Annotated in this window: 20 protein-coding genes and 1 pseudogene; 14 read left to right on the top strand and 7 right to left on the bottom strand. The window is 70.0% G+C overall.

The genetic code is table 11. The annotated features are described in order from the left end of the window. The first annotated feature begins 149 nt into the window (after positions 1-149). Both OG828_RS44520 and OG828_RS44515 read left to right on the top strand, forming a co-directional pair. Positions 150-1,040: a hypothetical protein gene (locus tag OG828_RS44520; protein ID WP_328370317.1), complete on the top strand. Its 891-nt coding sequence runs from the start codon at positions 150-152 to the stop codon at positions 1,038-1,040. Between the two features lie 25 nt (positions 1,041-1,065). Continuing rightward, a complete protein-coding gene (locus OG828_RS44515; RefSeq protein ID WP_328370314.1) occupies positions 1,066-1,995 on the top strand; it encodes an SGNH/GDSL hydrolase family protein in 930 nt (309 codons plus the stop codon). A 4-nt stretch (positions 1,996-1,999) separates the two neighbouring features. Here OG828_RS44515 and OG828_RS44510 read toward each other — a convergent pair whose 3' ends face one another. The 4 genes from OG828_RS44510 to OG828_RS44495 form a co-directional block, all read right to left on the bottom strand. Further along, positions 2,000-2,659 carry a response regulator transcription factor gene (locus tag OG828_RS44510; protein ID WP_328372680.1) on the bottom strand — a complete coding sequence of 220 codons (660 nt, stop codon included), beginning with the start codon at positions 2,657-2,659 and terminating at the stop codon, positions 2,000-2,002. Between the two features lie 52 nt (positions 2,660-2,711). Then, complete coding sequence (locus tag OG828_RS44505) at positions 2,712-3,866, bottom strand: sensor histidine kinase (RefSeq protein WP_328370312.1); 1,155 nt, start codon at positions 3,864-3,866, stop codon at positions 2,712-2,714. A gap of 71 nt (positions 3,867-3,937) precedes the next feature. Continuing rightward, on the bottom strand, positions 3,938-5,158 hold the full coding sequence (locus OG828_RS44500; protein ID WP_328370310.1) for a sensor histidine kinase: 1,221 nt from the start codon (positions 5,156-5,158) through the stop codon (positions 3,938-3,940). 213 nt (positions 5,159-5,371) lie between these two features. Next, positions 5,372-5,791, bottom strand: a complete 420-nt coding sequence (locus OG828_RS44495; RefSeq protein WP_328370306.1) for a hypothetical protein — start codon at positions 5,789-5,791, stop codon at positions 5,372-5,374. 594 nt (positions 5,792-6,385) lie between these two features. On the opposite strand from OG828_RS44495, the gene OG828_RS44490 reads away from it, so the two are divergent. The 11 genes and pseudogenes from OG828_RS44490 to OG828_RS44440 form a co-directional block, all read left to right on the top strand. Continuing rightward, complete coding sequence (locus tag OG828_RS44490) at positions 6,386-7,111, top strand: response regulator transcription factor (RefSeq protein ID WP_328370303.1); 726 nt, start codon at positions 6,386-6,388, stop codon at positions 7,109-7,111. 216 nt (positions 7,112-7,327) lie between these two features. Beyond that, the gene (locus tag OG828_RS44485; RefSeq protein ID WP_328370300.1) at positions 7,328-8,560 is read left to right on the top strand and encodes a cytochrome P450; all 1,233 of its coding nucleotides are present in this window, start codon (positions 7,328-7,330) and stop codon (positions 8,558-8,560) included. A 59-nt stretch (positions 8,561-8,619) separates the two neighbouring features. Next, positions 8,620-8,814 carry a ferredoxin gene (locus OG828_RS44480; protein ID WP_328370297.1) on the top strand — a complete coding sequence of 65 codons (195 nt, stop codon included), beginning with the start codon at positions 8,620-8,622 and terminating at the stop codon, positions 8,812-8,814. Next, entirely contained in the window at positions 8,811-9,995 is a 1,185-nt protein-coding gene (locus OG828_RS44475; protein WP_328370295.1) for an NAD(P)/FAD-dependent oxidoreductase, read from the top strand. The genes OG828_RS44480 and OG828_RS44475 overlap by 4 nt, the downstream gene beginning before the upstream one ends. Positions 9,996-10,154: 159 nt before the next feature. After that, positions 10,155-11,660, top strand: coding sequence for an aldehyde dehydrogenase family protein (locus tag OG828_RS44470; protein ID WP_328370293.1), 1,506 nt, complete (start codon positions 10,155-10,157; stop codon positions 11,658-11,660). Between the two features lie 73 nt (positions 11,661-11,733). Continuing rightward, entirely contained in the window at positions 11,734-12,594 is an 861-nt protein-coding gene (locus tag OG828_RS44465) for an SDR family oxidoreductase (RefSeq protein ID WP_328370290.1), read from the top strand. 188 nt (positions 12,595-12,782) lie between these two features. After that, positions 12,783-14,348, top strand: coding sequence for an MFS transporter (locus tag OG828_RS44460; protein ID WP_328370287.1), 1,566 nt, complete (start codon positions 12,783-12,785; stop codon positions 14,346-14,348). A 345-nt stretch (positions 14,349-14,693) separates the two neighbouring features. After that, positions 14,694-15,842 carry an epoxide hydrolase family protein gene (locus OG828_RS44455; RefSeq protein WP_328370285.1) on the top strand — a complete coding sequence of 383 codons (1,149 nt, stop codon included), beginning with the start codon at positions 14,694-14,696 and terminating at the stop codon, positions 15,840-15,842. A 383-nt stretch (positions 15,843-16,225) separates the two neighbouring features. Then, positions 16,226-16,453, top strand: coding sequence for a hypothetical protein (locus OG828_RS44450; RefSeq protein ID WP_328370282.1), 228 nt, complete (start codon positions 16,226-16,228; stop codon positions 16,451-16,453). 160 nt (positions 16,454-16,613) lie between these two features. After that, positions 16,614-17,240, top strand: a complete 627-nt coding sequence (locus OG828_RS44445; protein WP_328370279.1) for an NAD(P)-dependent oxidoreductase — start codon at positions 16,614-16,616, stop codon at positions 17,238-17,240. Between the two features lie 124 nt (positions 17,241-17,364). Next, positions 17,365-17,937, top strand: a pseudogene (locus OG828_RS44440) (lipase); the annotation flags it as partial. 133 nt (positions 17,938-18,070) lie between these two features. On the opposite strand, the gene OG828_RS44435 reads toward OG828_RS44440, so the two are convergent. After that, positions 18,071-20,884: a family 78 glycoside hydrolase catalytic domain gene (locus tag OG828_RS44435; protein WP_443060245.1), complete on the bottom strand. Its 2,814-nt coding sequence runs from the start codon at positions 20,882-20,884 to the stop codon at positions 18,071-18,073. Positions 20,885-21,279: 395 nt separating this feature from the next. Here OG828_RS44435 and OG828_RS44430 point away from each other — a divergent pair, with 395 nt between their 5' ends. Beyond that, a complete protein-coding gene (locus OG828_RS44430) occupies positions 21,280-23,886 on the top strand; it encodes a family 78 glycoside hydrolase catalytic domain (protein ID WP_328370275.1) in 2,607 nt (868 codons plus the stop codon). A 368-nt stretch (positions 23,887-24,254) separates the two neighbouring features. On the opposite strand, the gene OG828_RS44420 is transcribed toward OG828_RS44430, so the two are convergent. Further along, positions 24,255-25,346, bottom strand: a complete 1,092-nt coding sequence (locus OG828_RS44420) for a Gfo/Idh/MocA family protein (protein ID WP_328370273.1) — start codon at positions 25,344-25,346, stop codon at positions 24,255-24,257. After that, complete coding sequence (locus OG828_RS44415; protein WP_328370270.1) at positions 25,331-26,005, bottom strand: ThuA domain-containing protein; 675 nt, start codon at positions 26,003-26,005, stop codon at positions 25,331-25,333. Before OG828_RS44415 ends, OG828_RS44420 begins: the two co-directional genes overlap by 16 nt. Between the last annotated feature and the right edge of the window lie 9 nt (positions 26,006-26,014).

Raw genomic sequence — 26,014 nt, 5'->3', positions numbered from 1 at the left:
AGCGCGCTACACCCCCGCCTCGGGAGAGCGCTCCCTCGTCCCGGCCGCCGGCCCAGGGAATCGTGGACGACACAGCAGGACGCCCCGCAAGCCCCGCTGCGCAGGCCGGACTTCACCAGCCGCAACACCCCCTCGACTGGAGCCCCGCGATGAACATCACGGTCGCCGTGGTACTGGCGCTCGCCTCCATCGCCGCCTACGCCGCCGCGGCCACGACGCAGCACCGTGTCGCCTCCGCCGACGGGCATGAGCTGCGGCACATGTTGACCAGTCCTGCCTGGTGGGCGTCGAACGCCGCCCATGCCACGGGCGCGGCGCTGCACGTCACTGCCCTCAAGTACCGTCCGCTCACCTCGGTCCAGTGCCTCGGCGCGCTGACCGTCACAGCCGCCGTCCCGCTCGCCGCCCGCGGTGCCGGACGCCGCGTCAGCCGTGGCGAACGGCACGGCATGGCGCTCGCCCTCGCCGGGTTCGCCGCCCCGCTCCCGCTCACCGCGACCGGCGGGGACTCCACGGGCGTCCTCACCACCCCGTCCGCCGTGGCCGTCGCGGTCACCGCCTCCCTCGTCGTCCTGCTCGCCCTGGCCCTGGCGGCGGCCTCCGGGATCGCCTCCGGCACCGGCTCCGCGCTCACCCGGACGGTCCTGCGCACCGACCGTCTGCCGACCTGGCAGACCGCACCGGTGGCTGTCCCGGCCGTCGCCCTGGCCGTGGCGGTCCGCTGCTGTCCCAGACCGCCTACACCGGCGGGCTCGGCGCTCCCCTCGCCACCCTCACCCTGGCCAACCCTCTGGCCGCATCGGCCATCGGCCTCACCCTCCTCGGCGAGCACATCCACGGCGGCCTCCCCGGCATCGCCCCGGCCCTCACCGGCGCAGCACTCGCCGCCCGCGGAATCCTCCACCTCGCCCGCCCCACCACCGCCCTCCCCGCAGCGGACGACGCCCGGGCCCCCGCGGCACATGGCCCCGCCCGCACTGCTCCGGCCCCGCGCCCCCCGGCGGTCGGCCGCCCTACGTACCCGCGCCTCGCGGGAGTGACCGAACTTGAAGGCAGGACCCTTTGATGGCACCTCACATCCGGACCGTACTGGTCGGCGCCCTCGTCACCTGCGGCACGCTGGCCACCGTGGTCGGCGTCGCCCGGAACGAGCACGACCAGGCCCAAGCCGCCCCCGCTGCGAAAGGCCCGTACGTCGCCCTCGGCGACTCCTACACCGCCGGCCCGAAGATCCCCGGCCAGACAGGCACCCCGGCCGGCTGCGACCGCTCCGACCACAACTACCCGGCACTGGTCGCCTCACATCTTGGCGTGGAGGACACCGACTTCCGCGATGTCAGCTGCAGCGGCGCCACCATCACCGCCCTGACCAGACCTCAGCTCACGGACCACGGCACCAACCCGCCCCAGCTCGCAGCGCTTTCGCCGAAGACCCGCCTGGTCACCCTCGGCATCGGCGGCAACGACATCGGCTTCGGCTCGATGATCAAGCGGTGCGTCACGATGGGGGTGGCGTACCAGGCCCTCGGCAGCGGCAAGTACATCCCCGAGGACACCCCTTGCAAACGGCACTACGTCGACCGCGGCACCGACGAGGTGGAGCGGAAGATCGAGACCGCGGGCGAACGGCTGGCCGGCGCGCTGACGAAGATCAACCGCCGCGCGCCCCAGGCCCGGGTCTACGTCGTCGGCTATCCGGCGATCCTGCCCGCCGACGGCACCGGCTGCGGCGGCGACCTGCCCCTCGCGCCTGGCGACATGAGCTACCTGAGGGAGAAGGAGCAGCAGCTCAACAGCGAGCTGCGGGAGCGGGCTCAGGCGTCCGGAGCAGTGTACGTCGACACGTACGGTCCGTCCGAGGGCCGCGATGCCTGCTCGGACGCGGCCACCCGCTGGATCGAACCCCTTGTCCCCAGCAGCCCGGCCGCAGCCGTCCACCCCAACGCGCGCGGCGAACGCGGGATGGCGGACGCCGTGCTGGATGTCCTCCGGTGAGCGCTCAAGACTCCTTCTGCTGATGGTCGTTGAGGTAGGCCAGCACAGCGAGCACCCGGCGGTGCCCGCTGTCGCTGGGCGGAAGGTGCAGCTTCAGGAAGACGTTGCCGATGTGCTTGCTGACCGACCGCTCGGTGATGACCAGCGTCTTGGCGATGGTGGCGTTGTCGTGCCCCTCCGCCATCAGCTTCAGCACCTCGCGCTCGCGCGGGGTGAGGGAGTCAAGGGGTGAGTCCCGGCGGCGCGTCAGCAGTTCGGTCACCACCTCCGGGTCCAGTGCCGTACCGCCGGAGGCGACCCGCTCCAGGGCGTCCAGGAACTCGTCGACCCGGCCCACCCGGTCCTTGAGCAGATAGCCGACCCCGCTCGCCCCGCCGCCGAGCAGCTCGGCGGCGTACGACTCCTCGACGTACTGGGACAGGACCAGCACCGGCAGCCCGGGGATCTTCTCCCGTGCCTCCAGGGCGGCCCGCAGGCCCTCATCGCGGAAGCCTGGCGGCATCCGTACGTCCAGCACGGCCACGTCCGGGCGGTGCTGCAGCAGCGCGGGCATGATCTCCGGCCCGCTGCCGGCCACGGCCACGACCTCGTGCCCGGACGAGGTCAGCAGCAGCACGAGCCCTTCCCTGAGCAGAGCGTTGTCCTCGGCGATCACCACGCGCACGGCAGGTCCGTCCTTGTCCACATCGGTCTTGTCCTCGTCCCCGCCGGCTCGGTCACCACACGCACGGCAGCTCCACGGCAATCGTCGTCGGTCCCCCCGCGGGGCTGGTCACGGTCACCTCACCGTCCATAGCTGCGACGCGCCGTCGGATGCCGAGCAGTCCGGTGCCGCCCTTGTCGTCGGCTCCGCCCATCCCCTCGTCCTGGACGACGGCCCGCAAACCCCTGGGGACGCGCTCCAGTTGAACGGTCGCGCGCCGTGAACCGCTGTGCTTGGCGGCGTTGGTGAGCGCTTCGGCGACGGCGAAGTAGGCCGCCGCCTCCACCGCCGCCGGAGCCCGCGGCCCCTCCTCAAGTCCGCCGTCCACCCGCATGGTCACCTCGAGCCCGCTGCTGGCCGCCAGCGCCCGTACGGCGCCGACGAGACCGCGGTCGGTGAGGATCGGCGGGTGGATGCCGCGTACCACCTGCCTCAGCTCGGTCAGCGCCTCCTCGGCCTGGTCCTGAGCGTCGGCCAGCAGCTTGCGCGCGGCTTCGGGATCACGGTCGTACGCCCGTTGCGCGAGCCCGATCCGCATGGACAGCGCAACCAGGCGGGCCTGTGCCCCGTCGTGCAGGTCCCGCTCGATACGGCGCAGCTCGGCGCCGTGCGCGGCGATCGCGTCCGCCCGGGTGGCGGCCAGTTCCTCGACCCGCGCGGCCAGCAGCGCCTGGGGCGAGGGTTTGAGCAGGGCCTGGGACCAGCGGGCCTCCAGGTCGGCGAGGCGGGTGACCAACGGCAGGACGACCGCCTCGCGGCGCAGCAGCCCGCACCACACCCCGTCGACGACCAGGCCCAGCGGCCACAGCGGCAGCGCCGCGAACAGCAGGGCTCCATAGACGTAGGAGGCGGCCATCCAGCGTAGGTCGGTGAGGGTGCCCGGGTCACGGACGGCGGTACGCAGACGCTCGCGCAGGGGGCCGGTGATCGGCTGGTACGCCTCGGGGATCCGCCGACCCGTCCAGCCGCCCGTCAGAGCGCGTTTGGCTCCGGCGATCCGGCGGATCAGCAGCACCGTCTCGGGCAACATCCACGCCCCGACCACCGCGACCGTGCCGATGGCCGTGATCAGCAACACGGTGATGAACAGGTACAGGCCGAAGGCCAGCGCTGCGGCCACGAGCAGATGGAGCGTGGCCCGCGCTGCCTGCCGGATCGTTCTGCCCATGGCGGCAAGGCTACGGCCTGGGCGAACGGACGTGATCGTTCGGGGGCGCGCGGGCCGCTGACGTCCTGGGTTCATGGCGCCGTGTACTCCTTCGCCGAGGGCTCTTCGAGGGGGAGCAAGCGCAACGGCAGTTCCGCGACGACCTCGAATCCGCACCGTGGCCGATGGCCCGCGCGCAGACGGCCTCCGGCCGCGTGGGCGCGCTCGCGCATGCCGATGGGCCCGTAGCCGCCGTGAGGGAAGGCCGGGTCGGTCGACGCCGTGCTCCCGCTGTTGGTGATGGTGATGGTCAGCAGGTCGTCGGCGTAAGTGAGCTGTACCTCGGCCGTGCCAGTGGGGGCGTGCTTGGTGACGTTGGTGAGTGCCTCCTGCACGATGCGGTACGCCGTGAGGTCCGTCCGGGCGGGAAGAGGCCGTGGTTCTCCCTCGGAGGTGAGGGTGACGGTGAGCCCGGCGTGCCGGAACGAAGCGGCCAGGTCGGGGAGTTGGGCGAGACCGACAGTGGGGGGCGAGGGCTCGTCCGGGTCGTTCGCGTGGCGCAGCAGGCCGATGGTCGCCTTGTGCTCGCGCACGGCCGACGCGGTGGTGCCGGTGAGCTCTGCGGCGATCTTCTTCGCCTCCTCGGGGCGGGAGGCCAGAGCGCGGACTACGGCACCAGCCTGCATGTTGGCCAGGCCGAGGTGATGGGCGACGACGTCGTGCAGGTCGCGGGCGATGCGCAGGCGCTCCTCGGTGACACGGTGCCGTGGTTCCTGCTCCCGGGTGCGTTCCGCGTGCTCGGCGCGGGCCCGGACGGCCTCCAGATGCGCCGTGCGCAGCCGACTGGCGGTGCCGAGGGAGGTGGGCAGCAGCAGCCAGGCGGCCGGGCCGATCAGTTTGAGGATCAGTGGTTCGTCGGCGGGGCCGGCAATCAGCGCCGTGGGCAGGAGCACCGCTATACCGGTGAAGGTGAAGGAGTTGGCCGTCTTGCGGTCGGAGCGCACGGCCAGCGAGTGGAGCGCGGCCATGAGCGGTCCCAGCAGCATGACGGTGAGAACGTAACCGACAGCGGCCATCACGGTGGCGCAGGCGATGGTCACCGCTACCGTGATGCGGGGCCGCGTACGGCGCCACAGCAGCGCGATGCAGGAAATGCCGGCCAGGAGCGCCCCGGGCCACCACGGAACCTCCAGAGCCTGGCCCGGCAGCGTGATCACGCTGCCGGGGAAGTAACAGGCGAAGGCCGCGGTGGCGACGGCCGTGTCGGCGGTGCGGGGGTGACCGCAGAACCGCCGCAGCATGCTGCTGATCATCGGTGGGAGTCCTGTGCGAGGGGAAGCGGACACTTCGGTACGGGGCTGGGAGGGGCGGCGACGGATGCGCTTGATGACGTGATGGGTGCGAGGGAGCACGCACTCGTCCCGTCCGCCGGACCCCGCTCATGCGCTCGTGCCCTGTCGTAAGAAGCCACCGCCCGGGGCGTCCAGGCCGGGTGCGCCGCCGTGTGGGAATTCGGCCGGGATGCGTTACGACGTGCAGACATTCTTCAGCGCGTCGGCCGCGGCATCGATCCGGCTGGCGTCCGGGGCGGTGTCACCGTCGAGGACGGCCTTGTTGTAGTTGGCGATCGCGTCCTTGAGGTCGTCAATCGCCTTGCCGACCTTGTCGTCGGCCGTCCCGCCGTCGACCTTGTCGAGGTTGTTCTCGATGTTTTCGATGGACTCCTCGGTCCGCTCGGGATCCTTCGCCGCGTCCAGGCCGGCCTCATGGATCGCCCGGAGGCTGTCGGCGATCGTCCCGGCGTTCCGGAGGCAGCCCAGCGAGTTGTCTGCTTTCGAGCCGTCCGCGTCATCGCATCCAGTGGCCATTCCTGTGGTGAGGATGACAGCGGCTACGGCGGTGGCAACGGAGGCAGTACGACGACGGGGTCGGCTGTCAGCGGTCATGGAGAGGTCCTGCCTTTCAGTTGCCGGGCTCTCTACTCGGGCCCGGTCTGACGGGAGAGTCCATAGCGATCAGGAGGGGGTGGTACGCACGGGCACGTACGGGTCATGAGCGCGGCGTCTCCGGGCTCGTGTGGATGCCCCACCAAACCCTGCTCGGCGGGTCACATCCTGTGCCGGACACGGGACCCGGCGAGGCCACCCACGAGGAACGACCAGAGCGACAGGTCGGCGACGGACGATCGCACGGTGGCAAGCGGCGACTTCATGAAAGTGTCCTTCGTGGGAAGGGGAGACGGCGGGGTGCACAGGTGCGGATCTGTTGTGATCTCTGGGGACCACGATCCCGCCGGCCGCTTGCCGACACGAGGGACCAGCCTCCCGAATCGATGGTGTAGTCCGCTACACCTTGGGGCCGGACGCGCCTGAGGGCCACGGGTGCTCTGTCAACGACGTTCGACGTCGATCTCAGGGATCGCTCCAAGGACACCGTCATCGGCATGTGGCCGGCACCGCTCACGCCGACGCCCTGATCCCGAACCCGAACCCTCGCGGGAATTAGTTGAGTTAGGCAAGCGGAGCGGTAGGGTGGAGCGCATGGACGGCAGTGGCGCCCGAGCGAAACCGGCACTCGCCCGGGGAGCCGGTCAGCACCTCCTACTCGTCGTCCATGAGCCGGGCGTCGCCGAACTCCTCTCCACCACCCTGGAGTTGGCGGGATACCGCACCGCCCTGGCCGGGACCGGGGGCGAGGCTCTGGAGCGGCTCGAGGAGCAGCGGTTCGACCTGATGGTCGTCGACTCGGCGCTGCCGGACATGGTGAGCCTGGCCCAGGAACGGCCCGTCGTGGCCCACCGCCCCCCGGTGCTCGTCCTGACGGAGTACGACTCGCTGGGCGACCTCGTGCCCGAACTGGGCCCGGGAGAACGGGACTACGTCACCAAGCCCTTCCGGGTGGCCGAGGTGCTGGCCCGGGTGCAGGTCCTGCTGCGGGATGCGCGCCCCGGGCATCCGCGGGACGGCACGCTCAGCTACCGCGACCTGGTCCTGGACGACACCCTGTGCGAGGCGCGCCGCGGCACCCGCACCCTGGACCTGACGCCGGCCGAGTACCGGCTGCTGCACCATCTGCTCGCCAACGCCCACAGGGTGCTCTCCAAGGAGCAGATCGCACAGTACGTCTGGGGCGACCACCGCGGCGACAACTCCATCGAGCAACTCGTCTCCCGGCTGCGGCGCAAGGTCGACCGTGAAACGCCCGGCCTGATTCACACACGCCGAGGGTTCGGTTACTGGCTCGGGCACGCCGAAGCCGAGCACTGACCTGCCGCACCAAGCAGCGCCTGTGCTTGCAACTCCTTTACACAGCAAGGCATTTGGCCACCCCGACGCGCCTGTGATCTGCGTCACGTCAGCTCTCTGTCAGGGAACTGATCGGAAGCCGTCAGCCCGCTCTGTTTGCATGTGCTCATCGAGGCCTCGACTACTTCACCCCGGCGCTCCCACTCTCGAGCGGAGCCCCCACCACCGAGGAGAACCATGGCCGACACCCTGGCAGGACCCGTTCCCGAGGCACCGGACTCGCCCCCCGAGTTCCCGATGGCCCGGGAGGCCCGCTGCCCCTTCGACCCGCCGCCCGCCCTGAAGGACCTCCAGGCGAAGACGCCGCTGGCGAAGGTGCGGCTGTGGGACGGCAGTGAACCGTGGCTCGTGACCCGGTACGCCGACCAGCGCGCCATCCTCGGCGACCCCCGAGTCAGCGCCGACACCGACAGCCCCGGCTACCCGACCAAGGCCAGTCCCGAGGGCGGCGAGGGCAAGCTCAGCTTCATCATGATGGACGACCCCGAACACGCCCGGCTGCGCCGGATGGTGACGGCCCCGTTCGCCGTGAAGAAAGTAGAGGCCCTGCGGCCCGCCGTGCAGAGGATCGTCGACGACCTGATCGACGGGATGCTGAGCCGGCCGGGCCCGGTGGACCTCGTGGAGGAGTTCGCCCTGCCGATCCCCTCCCTGGTGATCTGCGAACTGCTCGGCGTGCCCTACGACGACCACGCGCTGTTCCAGGAGAACACCAAGACGATGGTCCGCACGACCGCGACCCCCGAGCAGCGCGGTGTGGCGACCCGGGAGATGGCCGGATACCTGGCCGGTCAGATCGCCAAGCGGCTCGCCGAGCCGAAGGACGACCTGCTCTCCAGCATCGCGGGTCGGGTCACGGCCGGGGAGATCGACCACCAACAGGCCACGGAGATGGCCCTGCTCCTGCTGATCGCCGGCCACGAGACCACCGCGAACATGATCGCCCTCGGCACCCTCGCCCTCCTCCAGAACCCCGACCAGCTCGCCCTGCTGCGCGACAGCGACGACCCGAAGTTCGTCGCGGGCGCGGTCGAGGAACTGCTGCGCTACCTGCACATCACCCACCTGGGACGGCGTCGCGCGGTGACCGAGGACGTTGAGATCGCCGGCCAGGTCGTCAGGGCCGGCGAGGGCGTCATCATGGCCAACGAGATCGCCAACCGCGACCCCGCGGTGTTCCCCGACCCCGACCGGCTCGACCTCACCCGCGACGCCCGCCGCCACGTCGCCTTCGGCTTCGGCGTCCACCAGTGCCTGGGCCAGCCGCTGGCCCGGATGGAACTCCAAGTCGTGTACGGCACCCTCTACAAGCGCATTCCCACGCTGACGCTGGCCTGCGCGCTGGAGGACGTCCGGTTCAAGAACGACGCGTTCATCTACGGCGTGCACGAACTGCCCGTCTCCTGGTGACAGCTCCCCGTCCCGCGAACGAACCAAGAACCACGAGCGAAGCAAGTAAGGGGAATCCCATGAAGGTGGAGCTGGAAGCCGACAAGTGCGTCGCCTCCGGGCAGTGCGTGCTCGCCGCGATGGACGTCTTCGACCAGGACGACGACGGCATCGCGATCCTCCTGGAGGAGCAGGTCGGCGACGACCGGCTCGACGACGTCAAGGAGGCCATCGCGGTCTGCCCGGCCGCCGCCATCCGGCTGGTCGAGCAGTGAGAAGGATCGTCGTCGTCGGCGCCTCGGCCGCCGGACTCGCGGCGGCCGAGACCCTCCGCCGGGAGGGCTACGACGGCACTCTCACCCTGGTCGGCGACGAACCGCTGGCACTCTACGACCGCCCGCCCCTGTCCAAGCAGATCCTGGCCGCGGAGTGGGAGCCCGAGCGGCTGGCGCTGCGCACCCCCGACGCGCTGGCCGCGCTCAACCTCGACCTGCGGCTCGGCGTGGCGGCCACCGGCCTCGAACCGGCCGACCGAACCGTCGAGTTGGCCCACGGATCCGCCCTCCCCTACGACGGGCTGGTCATCGCCACCGGGGTCCGGCCGCGTCGGCTGCCCGGCGAGGGCGCTCACATCCTGCGCACCCTCGACGACGCGCTGACGCTGCGGAAGCGGCTCACCCCGGGCCGACGGCTGGTCGTGGTGGGCGCCGGCTTCCTCGGCGCGGAGGCCGCCGCCGTCGCTTGGCGACTCGGCTGCGAGGTCACCCTCCTCGAACCCGCCCCGGTGCCACTGGCCCACGCCGTCGGCATGGAGGTCGGCAAGGTGCTGACGAACGCCCATCTGGAGCGGGGCGTGAAACTGCGCTGCGGGGTCACCGTCACCGAGGTGACCGAGGACGGGGTGCGGCTCGCGGACGGCGAGGTGATCGAGGCCGACGAGGTGCTGGTCGCCGTCGGCTCCCTGCCCAACACCGAGTGGCTCGCGGGCAGCGGCCTGACCGTCGGGGACGGCGTGGTGTGCGACGAGTACTGCGCGGCCGCCCCGAACGTGTACGCGGCCGGTGACGTCGCCCGCTGGTACAACCCGCTGTTCGGCACCTCGATGCGCATCGAGCACCGCACCACCGCCGCCGAACAGGGCATGGCCGCCGCCCGGAACCTGCTGCGCCCCGAGGCGGGCAAACCCTTCGCGCCGGTGCCGTACTTCTGGTCCGACCAGTACGACATGAAGATCCAGGCCTACGGCTATCTCCGCGGCCACGACGAAGTCGCCCTCGTCGAGGGCGACCTGGCCGAGCGGAAGTTCGTCGCCGCGTACCGTACCGGCGACCGCGTCACCGGCGCCCTCGCCGTCGGCATGCCGCCCAAGGCCATCCGCCAGTGGCGGCAGGCGATCGCGACCGGCGCGGCGTGGCACGACAGCGTGCGCACCACCGTCACCGCAGTGGAGTCCTGACCTCCGACCCATGCGAACGCGGCGGCCGGGGCTTCGTGCCTGATCAGAGCAGAAACGCCGGGCTCGACGCCGATCCCTCGCGCAGGCACCGCCCAACGCCGTCCCATTCTCGGCTTCCCAAGCCGCCCCTCCACAACTTCACCCCCATGAGGAGAGACAATGTCCCCTACTCCATCAGGTCCGCCGTCGACAGCGTCTCCACACGAGGAGCGCCTGCTCATCGACGGAGAGCTCCGTAGCGCCGCGGGCAGCGGCACGTTCGAGGTGCTCAACCCGGCGGACGGCACCGTTCTGGGCAAGGTCGCCGACGCCGGCCGGGAGGACATGCTCGACGCGATCGCCGCGGCCCGGCGCGCGTTCGAAGAGACGGACTGGGCCGTCGACCGGCAGTTCCGCAAGCGCGCCCTGACCCAGCTCCTCGACGCGCTGGTCGAGGAAAAGGACGAGCTGCGCGAGGAACTCATCGCGGAGGTCGGAGCTCCGCGCATGCTCACCCACGGTGCTCAGCTGGAGGAACCTCTGCAGAAGTTCCGATGGCACATCGACCACATCGACCGGTTCGAGTGGGTGCGCCGACTCGACGACGCCGTCAACCGGTTCACCAACGAGCCCAGTGAGCGGTGGGTGGTCAAGGAGCCCGTCGGCGTCGTCGCCGCCATCACGCCTTGGAACTTCCCCTTCGGGTTGCTGCTCGGCAAGCTCGCCGGCGCTCTCGCCACCGGCAACACGGTCGTCGCGAAGCCCGCCCCCGAGACACCGTGGAACGCCACTCGCATCGGCCGGCTCATCGCCGAGCGCACCGACATCCCGGCCGGCGTGGTCAACGTGGTGCCGACCAGCAACCTTGACGCGGCCGAACTCCTCCTGACCGACCCGCGCGTCGACATGGTGTCGTTCACCGGCTCCACGGCCACGGGGCAGCGCGTACTCGAACTCACCGCGCCGACCTTCAAGCGCACGATGCTGGAGCTCGGCGGCAAGAGCGCGTCGATCATCCTCGACGACGCGGACCTCACGCAGGCCATCCCGCAGGCGCTCGGCGCGCTCGCCCACTCGGGCCAGGGTTGCGCACTACCGACCCGGCTGCTCGTGCACCGCAAGGTGTACGACCAGGTCGTCGCCGGCCTTGCACAGGCGTTCCAGCAGGTGTCCTGGGGTGACCCTCAGGACCAGGGCACGCTGGCCGGTCCGATCATCTCGGCCCGCCAGCGCGACCGCGTCGCCGACTACATCCGCATCGGCAAGGAAGAGGGCGCGAGGCTCGCGGTCGGCGGCGGTGTCCCCGACCGCGCGGGCTTCTGGGTGGAGCCGACACTCTTCGTCGACGTCGACAACGACTCCACCATCGCACAGGAGGAGATCTTCGGACCGGTGCTCACCGTGACCCCGTTCGACACCGACGAAGAGGCGATCCGGCTGGCCAACGCGAGCCGGTACGGCCTCGCCGGATACGTCGCCTCGGCCTCGACGGAGCGCGCCCTGCGCATCGCACGCGCCATCCGAACCGGCAGTTTCATGATCAACGGTGGCTCGTTCTCCGGCGGGGACGCCCCCTTCGGCGGTTACAAGGCCAGCGGCATCGGCCGCGAGGGCGGCCGCGAGGGCTTCGAGGCCTACACCGAGACCAAGACCATCGGGTCCGCGCTCGCGCTCCCGCTTTCCTGACGCACCACTCCCACCGACACGGCAGGCCCGCGCCCGCCACCGGGCGCGGGCGCGGGCGAGAGGAATCAGACACATGAACGACTACCTTCAGTACACCGGCAAGACAGCAGTCGTGACCGGCACCGCCTCCGGGATCGGCAGGGCGACGGCGAAGCGCCTCGTCGAACTGGGCGCGGAGGTCCACGCCATCGACCACGCGCCGACCGAACTGCCGGGGCTCGCCTCCGCGATCCAGGCGGACCTGGCGCTGCGCGACGACATCGACCGTGCATTCGCGAAGCTCCCCGAGCACATCGACGCGTTCTTCGGCGTGGCCGGAGTCTCAGGTCTCCATCATGACTACAACACCACACTGCTGATCAACTTCGGTGCCTACAAGTACATCTCGGACACGCACCTGGAGGCGCGGATGGGCGACGGCGGCGCCATCGTCTATGTGACCTCCATGGGCGGTATCAACTGGGAGCGCTACCAGGAGGAACTCGAAGGGCTGATCCATGTCGCCGGGTGGGATGCCACCGTCGACGCGATCCAAGCACTCGGTCTCAACGACCAGCCCGGGGCGGCCGCTTACCCCCTCTCGAAGCGGCTGCTGAACCTGTTCATGGCGCACAGCGCCACCGCGCTCGGAAGCCGCGGAATCCGGGTGAACGCCGTGCTCCCGACGAGCACCGAGACCGGTCTGACGTCGGACTTCGCCGTGATGGCCGGCGGGCGCGCGTCGCTTGAGTCGCGGGCCGGCCTGAACCAACGTCTGGCCACGCCGGAGGAGATGGCGGACCCCGTCGTGTTCCTCAACTCCCATGCGGCGCGGTACATCTCCGGGCACCCACTCACGGTCGACTTCGGCGCCCGCAACCTGCAACTCCTCGGCCGCACTGCCGACGCGCTGGACCGCCCGCTCATCGGGAACGCGCAGGCCACACGCTCCTAACCTCCCGTACGCCTGCCTGCCGCGGGGGTGCGCGAAGGCCGACGCCCGTCCTGGTCCGCGCGCACCCCTCTCCCCTCACGTCAGGTGAGCGTCCTGCCGTTCCAGCGCCGGCGACCGCGATGTCCGGCCTGCGCCCGTCGAGCGTGATGCACAGCAACCCGGTGACCTGAAACCCGTCGAGGAGCACAGTGAACGAGTCGACTCTCACGGAGGCGTCCCCAACGTCCCAACGGCAGGTACTGAAGGCGCTCAGCGGCCTGCTCCTCGCACTCTTCGTCTCGACCCTCAGCAGTACGGTGGTCTCCAGCGCGCTACCGAAGATCATCGAAGACGTGCACGGGACACAGACCCAGTACACGTGGGTCGTCACCGCGACCCTCCTCACCACGACGGCGACGACCCCGATCTGGGGCAAGCTCGCCGACCTCTTCAGCAAGAAGACCCTTCTCCAAGTCGCCATCGTCATCTTCGTGCTCGGCACCGTGGCGTCCGGGATCAGCCAGACGGGCGGCCAACTGATCGCCGCGCGGGCCCTCCAGGGCGTCGGCGTGGGAGGCGCGCAGGCGCTCGTCCAAATCGCCATCGCCGCCATCATCCCGCCTCGTGAGCGCGGCCGTTACAGCGCTTACCTCAGCGGCACCACCTCGACATCGACCATCGGTGGGCCGCTCCTCGGCGGTGTCATCGTCGACACCTCGTGGCTGGGCTGGCGGTGGAGCTTCTTCATCGCCATTCCGCTCGCCGTCGTCGCGTCCTTCCTCCTCCACCGGACGCTGAACCTTCCTCTCCTGCGCCGCGAGAACGTGCAGATCGACTACCTGGGGGCGACCCTGATCGCCTCCGGGGTCAGTGTCCTGCTCATCTGGGTGTCCTTCGTCGACAGCTCCTTCGCCTGGGCCTCGTGGCAGACCGCCGCCATGCTGTCCGGCGGGCTGGCCCTACTCGCCGCCGCCCTGTGGGTGGAGAAGCACGCCACCGAACCGATCGTCCCCCTCGCCATCGTGCGGCAGCGCACCACCGCCCTGGCCATCCTCGGCAGCCTGGCCGTCGGTACGGCCATGTTCGGCGCCTCGGTCTTCCTGATCCAGTACTTCCAGCTCAGCCGCGGCCACACCCCCACCGAAGCCGGCCTGCTGACCATTCCGATGATGGCCGGCATCCTGATCGCCTCCATCGTCGCCGGCCGGATGATCAGCCGCAGCGGGAAGATCAAGCCGTTCCTCATCACCGGCGCCGCACTGCTCACCGCCGGCTGCACGGGCCTCGGCGTCATCGACGACAAGACCCCCATGGTCTTCCTGGCCGTGTCGATGCTGTGTGTCGGGATGGGCGTCGGCATGACACTGCAGAACTTCGTACTCGCCGTGCAGAACACCGTGCCGCTGAAGGACATCGGGGCAGCGAGCTCCACGGTGACGTTCTTCCGGTCCCTCGGCGGCACGATCGGCGTCGCCGTCCTCGGCGCCGTCCTGGCCCGCCAGGTCGAGGACGGGACCGCAAACGGTCTCGCCTCCGCCGGGCTGTCCGGCACGGACTCGGACTCGCCGGCACTGCGGGAGATCATCCGCGTCGCGTACGGTGACGCGACGGCACACGTCTTCCTCCTCGCGGCCGCCGCTGCCCTTCTCGCCGTCATCGCCGCCGTCCTCCTCAAACCGGTCGATCTGCGCAGCAGCCTCGACCTGCCTGAGCAGACCGATGAAGCAGTGGCCGCGGCGCCCGATCCCGACCAGGGCAGCCGTTCGAGCGCGTGATGCCGAATTGCCCCGCCGCTGCCGTACCGGGAGGATCACGGAAGGCCACAGGCCGGTCGGCGTCCGGGTACCGGCCCTCGCCGACCAGCACCAGACCACCTCCGGCAGCTACCGCCTTCTGCAGACGCGGACGACCTTGCGGGTGGCGGGCGTTGACCTTCTCCATCGTTCGTGCCGCATATGACCTTGCGTATCTCGACGTCGAAGAGAGCTGCCATGGGTCATGGGCTCGTCCAGGGCCTGTGGTCACCCTGGCATGACTGTTGATCACTACCCGCCACCCTCGCCGGGCAGTCGCAGCTCCAGCCTCTCCACCGCCCGGCCCGAACCAGGAAGGCCCCCCACATGACCGCGATCACCCCCTTCCGCATCGACATCCCCCAGTCCCAGTTGGACGATCTGTACGACCGTCTCGACCGCACCCGCTGGCCCGACGAACTCCCCGGCGTCGGCTGGGAGTACGGCATCCCCCTCGACTACGTCAAAGAGCTGGCGCACTACTGGCGGCACTCCTACGACTGGCGCGTCCACGAGACACGCCTGAACTCCTTCCCGCAGTTCACCACCGAGATCGACGGCCAGAACGTGCACTTCCTGCACGTCCGTTCGGCGAACCCCGACGCCCTGCCGCTGATCGCCACCCACGGCTGGCCCGGCTCCCTCGTCGAACTCCTCGACATCATCGCGCCGTTGAGCGAGGCCTTCCACGTCGTCGTCCCCTCCATCCCCGGCTACGGCTTCTCGGGCCCCACCCGCGAGACGGGCTGGAACGTCGAACGCGTCGCCCGCTCCTGGGCGCAGCTGATGTGCCGACTCGGCTACCCCCGCTACGGCGCCCAGGGCAGCGACTGGGGATCGTCCATCACCCGCGAACTGGGCCGCATCGACGCCGAACACGTCGTCGGCGTCCACGTCACCATGATCGGCGCCCCGCCTCCCCCGGACGCCGCGCCCTTCACCGACGAGGAGCAGGCACGTCTGAAGCACGGAGAGCGCTACCAGCGGGAGCTGTTCGGCTACGCGGCCGTCCAGTCCACCCGGCCACAGACGCTCGCCTTCGCCCTGCACGACTCCCCGGTCGGCCAACTCGCCTGGATCGTGGAGAAGTTCAAGGACTGGACCGACTCCGTCGACGCGCCCGAGGACGCGGTGGAGCGCGACCAGATGCTGACCGACGTCATGGTGTACTGGCTCACCGGCACGGCGGCCTCCTCGGCTCGCCTGTACCGCGAGTCCGCCGCCTCCTGGGGCCGGCAGCCGGAACCCTCCACCACTCCGACCGGTGTCGCGATCTTCCCCAAGGACCTCAGCCTCACCATCCGCCGCTTCGCCGAAGCCACCAACACCATCACGCACTGGTCCGAGTTCGACCGCGGCGGCCACTTCCCCGCCATGGAGCAGCCCGATCTGCTGGTCGCCGACATCCGAGGGTTCTTCCAGAGTCTTCCGGGGACATCACGGTCGTCTTCGCAGGCACCTCCGGCCACAGCCTGATCACTTTCTACGCCGATACAGGGACACGACGACCCGTCGGTGACTCTCCCCCGACCTGACCGCCCTCCTGGCAGGCGTCGCCTACATCCCTGCACCGTAGCTGCGGCCGATTCGACCAGCTGGCATCCATGACTGTATTCAACGCTAGCCCTCGATAGCGAACTCATCACTCAAACTTGCGACTGAGTCTCATCTTTGCTAGCGTGTAGCACGAATGGCGGAGTGAACCCAAGGGAAGCCGCATCGACGGGCATGCCTCATCCGAGTCGTGCCGCCGAGCGCGGCCAGCGGGGAGTGCCAAATACGAGAGATCAGCACGTATGTCGACATCGACGCGAGCCCCGGGCTGGTGTGGGAGGTCCGAGATTCGGGTCGGGGCCACGTTGGCACTGCGGACGCAGCCCGCGAAGGGCCGCCCGGTCAATTACAAGGCACGGGTAGCAGCCGTGACGGAGGGCATCGAACTCCGCTGGGCCGGCGGGCTACCCATTCCGGGCCTCTTCGGCGGCGATCACGGCTTTGCCCTCAACCCGCACGACGGCGGGACGTGGGTGATCCAGCCCCTCAAGGAATGGGCGGAAGCCAAGGCCTCGGCCGGGGCAGGGCGGTGACGGTAACGCCCACGAGCGGGAGCTCATCCCGGTACCGGACACGCGCCACAGTGCCGGTGTGCTCAAAGACCACCCTACCCGCGCCAGTTGCGCCTGCCCGGCGCGGCGAACACGAGATTCGTACACGAGAGCCGTCGAGGCTCCTGAAGGGGCTACTGCAATGAGATTTCTCCTCCTGGGCGCCACCGGCGCGACCGGCGGCCTCTTCACGGACGCGGCCAGCGCCGCCGGACACGAGGTGGTCGCCTTCGTACGCGACCCGGCCAAGCTCGCCCGGCGCGAGGGAGTGACCGCGGTCGCCGGTGACGTCCGAGACGCCGATGCGCTGACCGAGGCCATACGCGGCGTGGACGCCGTGGTCAGCACCCTCGGGATCGGCAAGGCCAAGGACCCGGCGAACCTGATCACCGACACCACACGCGCGCTCGTCCAAGCCGCCGAGGCCAGCGGCACCAAGCGAGTGGTGATCATGTCGGCGTTCGGCGTCGGCGAGTCCCTGGCAAAGGGCTCCGGGATCCTCCGGTTCCTCTACAAGGGTGGCAAGGCGAACTTCGCCGACAAGGCCGCGGGCGAGCGCATCCTCACCGCCTCCGCCCTGGACTGGACGCTCGTCTACCCGGTGCTGCTGACCAACAAGCCGGCCACGACCGTCCAGGCCATCGACCTGAAGCAGCTCGACCGCCTGCCCGGCGTGCCCAGGATCTCCCGGGCCGACGTCGCCGCGTTCCTGCTCAGCGCCGCCGCCGAGGGCTCCTGGTCCCGGCGCACCGCAGTGCTCACCAAGTAGGCCCGTCCTTCCATGGCCGTCGCCGGGAGGGCTTGCGGCGATCACTCCTGCCGCGCACCGTAATGGCCAGGCCTACCGATCACGACGGTCATCGCCCCCATGCAACGAGCCAGTTGAGGCAGCGATGCACACCACCCCCCGCCGGATCACCACCCCCATCACGCCGATCTCCTGCGCGGCGCCCTAGAGTTGGAGCGCACCGAGCACGGCGTGCTGCCGCACCGACTGTCCGCCCGGGCCCGCGCCCAGGGCGCCGACCCGCAACTGGACATGGTCGAGTCCCAGCCCTCCGGCGTACGGCTGGTCTTCCGCAGCCGCGCCACCACCGTCGAGCTCGACGCCCTGCGCACCAAGCGGACCCTTGTGGGCGCCCCGGCCCGCCCGGACGGTCTGTACGAACTCCTCGTCGACGGCCGCCTGACGGGCCGGCGAGCGTGCCGGAGGGCAACACCATCACCATCGACATGACCACCAGAACGGCGGAGCACCGCCCAGGCCCGCCCGGCACCGTGACCTTCACGGACCTCCCCGACGCTCCCAAGACGATCGAGATCTGGCTTCCGCACAACGAGACCACCGAACTCCTCGCCCTGCGTACCGACGCCCCCTCGAGCCCGCCCCCGACCCGGGCCGCAGGGTGTGGCTGCACCACGGCAGCTCGATGAGCCACGGCTCCGACGACGTCGGCCCGACGACCCCCACCTCCACTACCTCGACGGCCTCGCCCTCTCCGAGCCGACGGCCCCTTCGCCCCGATCACCCCCCCCCACAACCCTCACCCACCCACGAACCCCGCCCCTTCCTATGGCATGTGTCGTGGCCGCAAGCAGTCAGCCAGGGAGCGATCCGAAGATGGCGTCGACCTCATGCTGGAAGGCGGCCGCGCCCGGTGAGAACTCCTGCGGTGCTAGAGCGCGAGCGAGATCCGTCGCGGGCGCGTCGAGGTGCGCGGCGAGCCGACGGGCCGCCTCCGCCTCGCCGCCGGGGGCCACACCGGTCCGGACAGCCGCAGCGACTACCGCGGCCCAGGTCACGGATTCGTCGAGCACATCGCGGACGGTGCCCGGCGTACGCGGTTCGGGTGAGGGCAGGAACAGGTCGGGCACCTCCCAGCGATGGTCGCCGTGTGCGACGGTCTCGGGGGCGTCTGTGCCGGGCAGCCACACGTAAGCGGTAGTCCCGACGGGAACCTGCGCCTCTAGGTGGAAACGGCCATCGGCGCGTGTCCACTCCACGCAGGCTTCGCCGTACGGAGTGAGATGGCGGGCCGAGGCGGAGGTCAGCGCGGCGGACGGCACGGGGTGGATGGTGATCACGCGGTAGCCGGGCGCGGCGGGGGCGAGACCGGCTACCCGCCGGTGCAGCCAGTCCGCGACTGCGCCGAGCGCGTAGTGATTGAAGGAGGTCATCTCGCCGGGGTTGATGCTGCCGTCGGGCAGCATGCTGTCCCAGCGCTCCCAGATCGTGGTCGCGCCCATGGTCACCGGATAGAGCCACGAGGGGCAGCCCGTCTGCAGCAGCAGGCGGTAGGCGACATCGGCATGTCCGGTCGAGGTCAGTGCGTCGGTCACCAGCGGGGTGCCCACGAACCCGGTGCCGATACGGAAACCGCCGGTGCGTACGAGGTCCGCCAGCCGTCGGCCAGCCTCCTTGCGCTGTTCCTCGCCGGGCAGCAGTGCCCACTCGATGGCCAGGGCGTAGACGGTCTGCGCGTCGGACAGGACACGGCCTGCGGGCGTGACGAAGGCACGGGCGAACGCCTCGCGGACCTCGGCCGCCAGGGCTGCGTAGTCGTCCGCCACCTCGCTCCGGCCCAGCACGCGGGCTGCCTCGGCCACGATCTCGGCCGAACGGGCCAGGTGTGCGGTGGCGACCACGTCGGGGTCGGCCTTGGCTCGGTAGGGGTCCTCGGGCGGTGCGGTCGGGTCCAGCCAGTCACCGAACTGGAAGCCGCCCGTCCACAGCCGGTCGGGGCCGGCGAGTTCGGTCATCCGGTTCACCCAGGCGCACATGCTCGGTAGCTGCCGTTCCAATACGCCGCGGTCCCCGGTGCGTTGGTAGAGCACCCACGGCACCACCGTCGCGGCGTCGCCCCAGGCCGCCGCGCTTGGGGACGGGGTGCGCAGCACGTCCGGCACCACGAACGGGACGGATCCGTCCGGCTGTTGTTCGGCCGCCAGGTCGGCGAGCCACGAGTCGAGGAAGCCCACGGTGTCGAAGAGGAAGGCCGCCGTCGGCGCGAACACCTGGATGTCGCCGGTCCAGCCGAGCCGTTCGTCGCGCTGAGGGCAGTCGGTGGGTACGTCGACGAAGTTGCCGCGCATGCTGCGGACCACGTTCTCGTGGAACTTGTTGAGCAGCTCGTGCGAGGAGCTGAACCAGCCTGTGCGCCGCAGGTCCGACCCGATCACCACCGCCTCGATGTCCTCACCGCGCAGGCCCGGCACGCCGGACACCTCCGCGTACCGGAAGCCGTGGAACGTCAGGGACGGTTCGAGGATTTCCCCGTCGGTGCCCGTGACGAGGTAACTGTCGGTTGCCTTGGCCGTGCGCAGGGGCCGGGTGCCGAGTTCGCCTTCCTCCAGGACCTCCGCGTGCCGTACGACGACCTCGCTGCCCGGCGCGAGACCGCGGACGCGCAACCGCACCCAACCCACGGCGATCTGGCCGAAGTCGACCAGCGTCCGGCCCGACGGTGAGGTCCATACCCGCTCGGGCGAGAGCAGAGAGCTGACCCGCACGCCGGGCCCGTCCGACGCCACGAGGGGGGTGGAATCGCCCTCGATCACTTCGACTCCGCCGGTGGCCGGGCGCCGGCCTGCGCCCCGCCGCCGTAGGTCAGTGCGCTGGCCGTCGTAGAGATCGTCGGCGAGTACCTCGCTCTCGCACGCTGTCCACGTGCCATCGGTGGCGAGGACGTGCACGCGGCCGTCAGCAGTCGTGACCTCCAACTGCGCCAGCAGCGCGAGTCGGTCACCGTAGAGTGCTCGCTCGCCGTTGAAGCCGAGCCGGCCCCGGTACCAGCCGTTGCCCAGCAGGAAGTCCAGCTCGTTGCGCCCGCTGCGGACCAGGTCCGTGACGTCGTACGTCTGGTAGCGCAGCCGGTGCTGATAGGCGGTCCAGCCCGGCGTCAGGACGAGGTCGCCGACGCGGCGGCCGTTGAGTGTGGCGACGTACACACCATGAGCCGTGGCGTACAGCCGGGCCTTGACCACCTCGCCCGGCACGTGGAGTAAGCCGCTCAGTACCGGCGCGGGTGCGTGCAGATCACCGACGCCGGTCGGGCTCACGAAGGCAGCGGACCAGTCGGAGACGTCGAGGAGACCGGCCTCCATGACGGCCGGCGCTCCCCACTCGCTCCACTCCTCCTTGTGCGCGACGCGGATCCACACTCGGGCAGACTCGCGGGACCCTAGCGGCTCGGCCGGCCAGGGCACCAACACCTGCTCGCCACTGTCCACCCGGTACCTCTCACGGCTGCCGTCTCGACTGATCTCGACCTCGTACGCCGTCTGCTCGTAGCCCTCGTCGGCCTGCGGAACCGTCCACGACAAGCGGGGGGTACCAGTCCCCACGCCGAGCACGGGAGAACCGTCCGTGTGGTGCTCGAATCGAGGTGCGCGGGGAGCGGCAGCCACAACCATGCGGGTCTCCAGACTTCTCGGCAGACGGATGGGATCCGGGACGGGGGTGTACGCGTTGCCCGGTGGAAACACCCTTGCGAGCTCTCGGAATGAGCGGTGCCGAAGGGAGTCCGATCATTTGTATCGTTCCATAAGTGCCTCGACTTAGGAAGGCATCGGTGGCCGAGTCCACCGTTCTGGCGGAGCCACCGCAGGCTCCTTCTCTCAACAAACGCCGAAGGACAGCTGACTTGACCTGTCCATTCGACGCCCACGACTCTTGTCCTCGACGAAACGCCGCCTCGCGACACCAGCGCATCTTATTGACCACTCTCGGCTCCACTGCCTAGCCTCGGGATGGAACGTTACAGAGACCTGGTGTGCCCGAGAACGTTGTCCGAGCAACGGAGGCCTTCATGACTGAGCAGACAACGACCGACGCACCACACCGGCTGCGCTTCGAGCACCTTGATGACGCCGTCCTGGGCACGGATGTCGCCCGCCCACGTCTGTCGTGGCAGTTGCCCGTCGGTGCCACGCGTCAGACGGCGTACGAGATAGCGGCGGGCGAGTGGTCGACCGGCGTCGTGCGATCCGCCGAGCGCGTTCTGGTCCCGTACACGGGCCCTGAGCCGTCCGCCCGTGAACGCGTCGAATGGCGGGTGCGTGTGTGGACCGACCTCGGGGAGAGCGGCTGGTCGGCGCCGGCGTTCTGGGAGATGGGGCTGCTACGGCGGAGCGACTGGTCGGCTTCCTGGATCCGGCCCCATGAGCAGAACGTGCCCGAGCCCGGTCATCGGCCCCTCTACGCCCTGCACTCGCATGTGGAACTGCCCGGGCCGATCGTCTCGGCCCGGGCCTACGTCACGGCCCACGGCATCTACGAGCTGGTGGTCAACGGTCAGCGGATCGGCGACCAGGAGCTCACCCCGGGCTTCACCGCCTACCGGTCGAACCTTCAGGTGCAGACCTACGACCTGACCACCGTGCTGCACGAAGGCGCGAACGACCTGGGCGCATTCCTTTCCGACGGGTGGTACCGCGGCCTGTTCGGCTACGGCCGTACCTACGACAACTTCGGTGACCGCACGGCGTTCCTCGCTCAGTTCGAAGTCATCCACACCGATGGTTCCACGACCGTCGTCGGTACCGGCCTCGGCTGGGGCTCCACCATCTCCGACTCGACGGAGGCCGACCTGCTCGACGGACAGCGCGTGGTGCAGCGGCCGGGCGGTTTCCGCTGGGATCGCCGCGACTGGCAGCCGGTGCTCGAGCCGACGGATCCGCTGTGCGCCGACTGGAGCCGCCTGTGCGCGACCCCGGCACCTCCGGTTCGCCGCGTCCGGTCGATCACGCCTGCGTCGGTGACGACACTGGAGGGCGGGCGGCACATCGTCGACCTCGGGGAGAACACCAACGGCTGGATCCACCTCGACGAGGCAGGTCCCGGGTCGGAGATCGTGCTGACCCATGGCGAGGCCCTCGACGCCGACGGTGATGTCACGACCGACCATCTGCGTCCTGATATGGGCTCTGGTGTTCTGCTTCCGTTCCACCAGATCGACTCGGTGGTCTCCGTCGGCGACGGCCAGGCGTTCGAGCCGCGCCACACGACCCACGGGTTCCAGTACGTGGCCGTCGACGGACTGCCGGGACCTCTTGGCACGGCCGACCTCCACGGCGTCGAAGTCCGCACGGATCTGCGCCCCACCGGCATCTTCCATTGCAGTGACCGCCGCATCGAACTGCTGCACGAGGCTGCGGTGCGCAGCTGGCGGACCAATGCGTGCGACGTGCCGACCGACTGCCCCCAGCGTGAGCGAGCGGGGTGGACCGGCGACTATCAGGTCTTCGTGTCGACGGCGGCCTTCCTCGACGACATCGCCGGGTTCACCGACAAGTGGCTGAAGGATCTGGCCTCCGACCAGGTGTCGAACGGCATGGTCAGGAACTACGTCCCGTCTCCGGAGGCGGCTGTCGGGGGGGTCGAGGGTTCGTCGGGGTGGGGCGACGCGGCGGTTTCCGTACCGTGGCAGATGTGGCAGTCGTATCGGGATCGCGAGGTGTTGGCGCGTCAGTACCCGTCGGCCGTCGCGTGGTTGGAGTTCGTCGAGACGACCGCGCGTACGGCGCGAGCGCCGGAGCGGATCGAGGCGAATCCCGAGGCACCCGAACACGAGCGGTTCCTCTGGGACACCGGGTTCCATTGGGGGGAATGGCTGGAGCCCGGAGTCGAGATCGCCCTCTTCGAGGGCGAGCATTCGATCGTCGCCACCGCCTACTTCGCCCACTCCGCCCGTCTGCTAGCCAAGACCGCGGAGGTACTGGGCAAGACGGAAGACGCGGCACGCTGGACCGAGCTCGCGGCGAACGTCGAGCACGCCTGGGCCACCGAATTCATCGGCGCCGACGGCCGACTGGCGCGGGACAGCCAGGCAACCTACGTCAGAGCGCTGCGGTTCGGCCTGATCCCCGAGCACCTCGTGCCGTCAGCGGTGGAGCACTTCGTCGAACTGATCCGGGCCGATGGCACACACCTGTCGACGGGCTTCCTGTCCACCGGGATGCTGCTGCCGGTACTGGCGGACAACGGCCGTGCCGATGTCGCGTTCGACCTGCTCTTCCAGGACACCTCGCCCTCATGGCTGACGATGATCGACCGCGGCGCCACCACCATCTGGGAGCACTGGGACGGCATCGACGCCAAGGGCACACCGAGCGGCTCCCTCAACCACTACAGCAAGGGAGCGGTCATCGGGTTCCTGCACCAGTACCTGGCCGGCCTGCGTCCGCTCGAATCGCACCCCGGCTACGAGCGCTTCGCCGTGGAACCGGTGATCGACGACCGGCTGGACTGGGCACGAGCCACGCTCGAGACTCCCTTCGGCCTCGCGTCGTCGTCGTGGCGACGCGAGGACGGCGCCGTTCGCTTTGAGGTCGTCGTGCCGGCGGACACCGAATGCGAGTTCCGCGTGGGCGAGCCCGTCGTCCTGGGGCCGGGAACCCATGTCATCACGTTCTAAGTGCGCTGTCCTGGGGCGTGGGTAACAGGCGACATGCTTGAGCGGCGTTGAAAGAGCCGAGGGCCCCTGGGTTCGGTGTGGATGACGACATCTACAACCGGCACCCAGGAGGCCCTCGTTGTCACACCGTCATGCCCTGCTGACACCGACCTGCGGGCTGTGTCTGGCCCGGTGTGTCGTCGATGACGGCCGGCCCCCGCGGCGGGCTGCGGATCGCTTCCATGTCAGCCACAGCACCGCAGCCGGTGGGCCGGCAGCTACCGTCGGCACGGCGCCGAGGGCATGCGCGACCGCTCCAGCCGCCCCCGGCGCTCACCTCCGCGACCCCAGCCGGCCGCGTCACCAACCTCTCCGGTCAGCACACCTGGCTAGAGGCCGATGACCGGGGCGGGCCGCTCGCAGGTGCTGGTCACCGGGAGAGCGCGGCCGTGTTCGGCGGCGTCCATGAGGGTGAGCATGACGTCCAGGACGTGCGCGGCGAGTTCGGCCGAGGCGCGGTGCGGGCGCCCGGCGTCCAGGGCCTCGGCGAGGTCGGCAAGCCCCGCGCCACGGCCGGTGTCCGCGTGACCGGCGGACACCGGCAGGACGTCCCAGCCGTCGCCGCGGTGGATCTCGACGGGCCCGTCGAAGGTGTTCGGGTCGGGTACGGAGAGCGAGGCCTCGGAGCCGTGCACCTCGATGCGCGGCAGGCGCGCGGCCTTGATGTCGAAGCTCATCACCAGCGTCGACAGGGCGCCGTCCGCGTGCTCCAGGACACCCGTGATGTGGGTGTCGATCTCGACCGGGAAGGACTGCCCGGCCCTCGGACCACTGCCGATGAACCGCTCGGCACGCGGCCGCGAGGAGGCTCCCGTCACCTTCACCACCGGGCCCAGAAGGTGCACCAGGGCGGAGAGGTAGTAGGGGCCCATGTCGAGCAGCGGGCCTCCTCCGGGCTGGTAGTAGAACTCCGGGTCCGGGTGCCACGTCTCGGGTCCCGCGTACGTCATGAAGGCCGTCGCCGCCACCGGACGACCGATCAGTCCGTCATCGACCGCCTTGCGCGCGGTCTGGGTGCCGGTGCCCAGCACGGTGTCGGGGGCACAGCCCACCCGAAGTCCCGCATCACGGGCGGCGGTCAGGACGGCATCGGCCTCCTTGCGGTTCGCCGCGAGAGGCTTCTCGCCGTAAACGTGCTTACCGGCGGCGAGTACAGCCAGGGCGACCTCGGCGTGCGCGGCCGGGATGGTCAGGTTCAGAACCGCGTCCACCTCGTCACGGGTGACGAGGTCCGTGACCGAGTCCGCCACCGAGACCTGGGATCCGACCTGGTCGGCGACGGCCTGCGCACGGGCCCGGTCGAGGTCGGTGACCGCGGTCAGCCGCACCGACGTCAGCTTCTCCAGGGTCGACAGATAGGCGCCACTGATCTTGCCCGCGCCCACCATCCCGATGTTCAAAGGCTTCACCGGCTCGCCCACAGCAGTCCCCTCTCGGTCAGCGTCCGCACCTGCGGCACGTCGAAGTCGTCCGGCTTGTGCCCGATGGTCGAGACGAAGACGCGTCCCGCGCCATGGGTCCGGGTCCACACCGCGGGCATGACGGCGGGCCGGTCGTGCAGGTCGTCGGCGGGGAACGTGGTCGTGGCCAGGACGTCGATGCGCGCATCGGTCAGGACCCAGTACTGCTCGCTGTGGATCGCGAAGTCGTCCAGGCCCGCGATGATCGGGTGGTCCGCGTGCTCGGGCGACAGCTGGTAGGTGTGGTCGAGGTAGCCGGGCGGGTGCGTCACGAACTTGCCGCCGGTCAGCAGGTGATAGCCGTGGTCATGGAAGCTGTCCACGATGCCGCCGTGCCAGCCGGCGAGTCCGGTGCCGCCGCGGACGGCGGCGGCCAGGTTGTCGCGCTGCTGCGGGGTGATCGTCCCCATCGTCCAGCACTGCACGACCAGATCGGTGGCAGCGAGCCGCTCCGCGTCGTCGTACACCGCGAGGTCTTCGGAGGTCTCGACGGTGAAGCCCTGCTCCTTGAGGAACGGGACGAAACTGTCGCTGATCGTCACGGGCTGATGCCCGTCCCAACCACCACGGACGACAAGGGCCCGCCGGATTTCGCTGGTCAAGGTATTGCACACTCCCATCGGCGCCGT

Origin of the sequence: Streptomyces sp. NBC_00457 (assembly GCF_036014015.1) — a bacterium.
Classification (GTDB): domain Bacteria; phylum Actinomycetota; class Actinomycetes; order Streptomycetales; family Streptomycetaceae; genus Streptomyces.
The sequence above is the reverse complement of the archived record's forward strand: the minus strand, read 5'-3'. Positions and strand labels throughout refer to the sequence as shown.

Coding starts and splice junctions, on each gene's coding strand:
- OG828_RS44445 (WP_328370279.1), top strand. CDS start 16,614: ATGAGATTTCTCCTCCTGGGCGCCACCGGCGCGACCGGCGGCCTCTTC.
- OG828_RS44490 (WP_328370303.1), top strand. CDS start 6,386: ATGGACGGCAGTGGCGCCCGAGCGAAACCGGCACTCGCCCGGGGAGCC.
- OG828_RS44465 (WP_328370290.1), top strand. CDS start 11,734: ATGAACGACTACCTTCAGTACACCGGCAAGACAGCAGTCGTGACCGGC.
- OG828_RS44500 (WP_328370310.1), bottom strand. CDS start 5,158: ATGATCAGCAGCATGCTGCGGCGGTTCTGCGGTCACCCCCGCACCGCC.
- OG828_RS44415 (WP_328370270.1), bottom strand. CDS start 26,005: ATGGGAGTGTGCAATACCTTGACCAGCGAAATCCGGCGGGCCCTTGTC.
- OG828_RS44495 (WP_328370306.1), bottom strand. CDS start 5,791: ATGACCGCTGACAGCCGACCCCGTCGTCGTACTGCCTCCGTTGCCACC.
- OG828_RS44455 (WP_328370285.1), top strand. CDS start 14,694: ATGACCGCGATCACCCCCTTCCGCATCGACATCCCCCAGTCCCAGTTG.
- OG828_RS44430 (WP_328370275.1), top strand. CDS start 21,280: ATGACTGAGCAGACAACGACCGACGCACCACACCGGCTGCGCTTCGAG.
- OG828_RS44470 (WP_328370293.1), top strand. CDS start 10,155: ATGTCCCCTACTCCATCAGGTCCGCCGTCGACAGCGTCTCCACACGAG.
- OG828_RS44520 (WP_328370317.1), top strand. CDS start 150: ATGAACATCACGGTCGCCGTGGTACTGGCGCTCGCCTCCATCGCCGCC.
- OG828_RS44480 (WP_328370297.1), top strand. CDS start 8,620: ATGAAGGTGGAGCTGGAAGCCGACAAGTGCGTCGCCTCCGGGCAGTGC.
- OG828_RS44515 (WP_328370314.1), top strand. CDS start 1,066: ATGGCACCTCACATCCGGACCGTACTGGTCGGCGCCCTCGTCACCTGC.
- OG828_RS44435 (WP_443060245.1), bottom strand. CDS start 20,884: ATGGTTGTGGCTGCCGCTCCCCGCGCACCTCGATTCGAGCACCACACG.
- OG828_RS44505 (WP_328370312.1), bottom strand. CDS start 3,866: ATGGGCAGAACGATCCGGCAGGCAGCGCGGGCCACGCTCCATCTGCTC.
- OG828_RS44485 (WP_328370300.1), top strand. CDS start 7,328: ATGGCCGACACCCTGGCAGGACCCGTTCCCGAGGCACCGGACTCGCCC.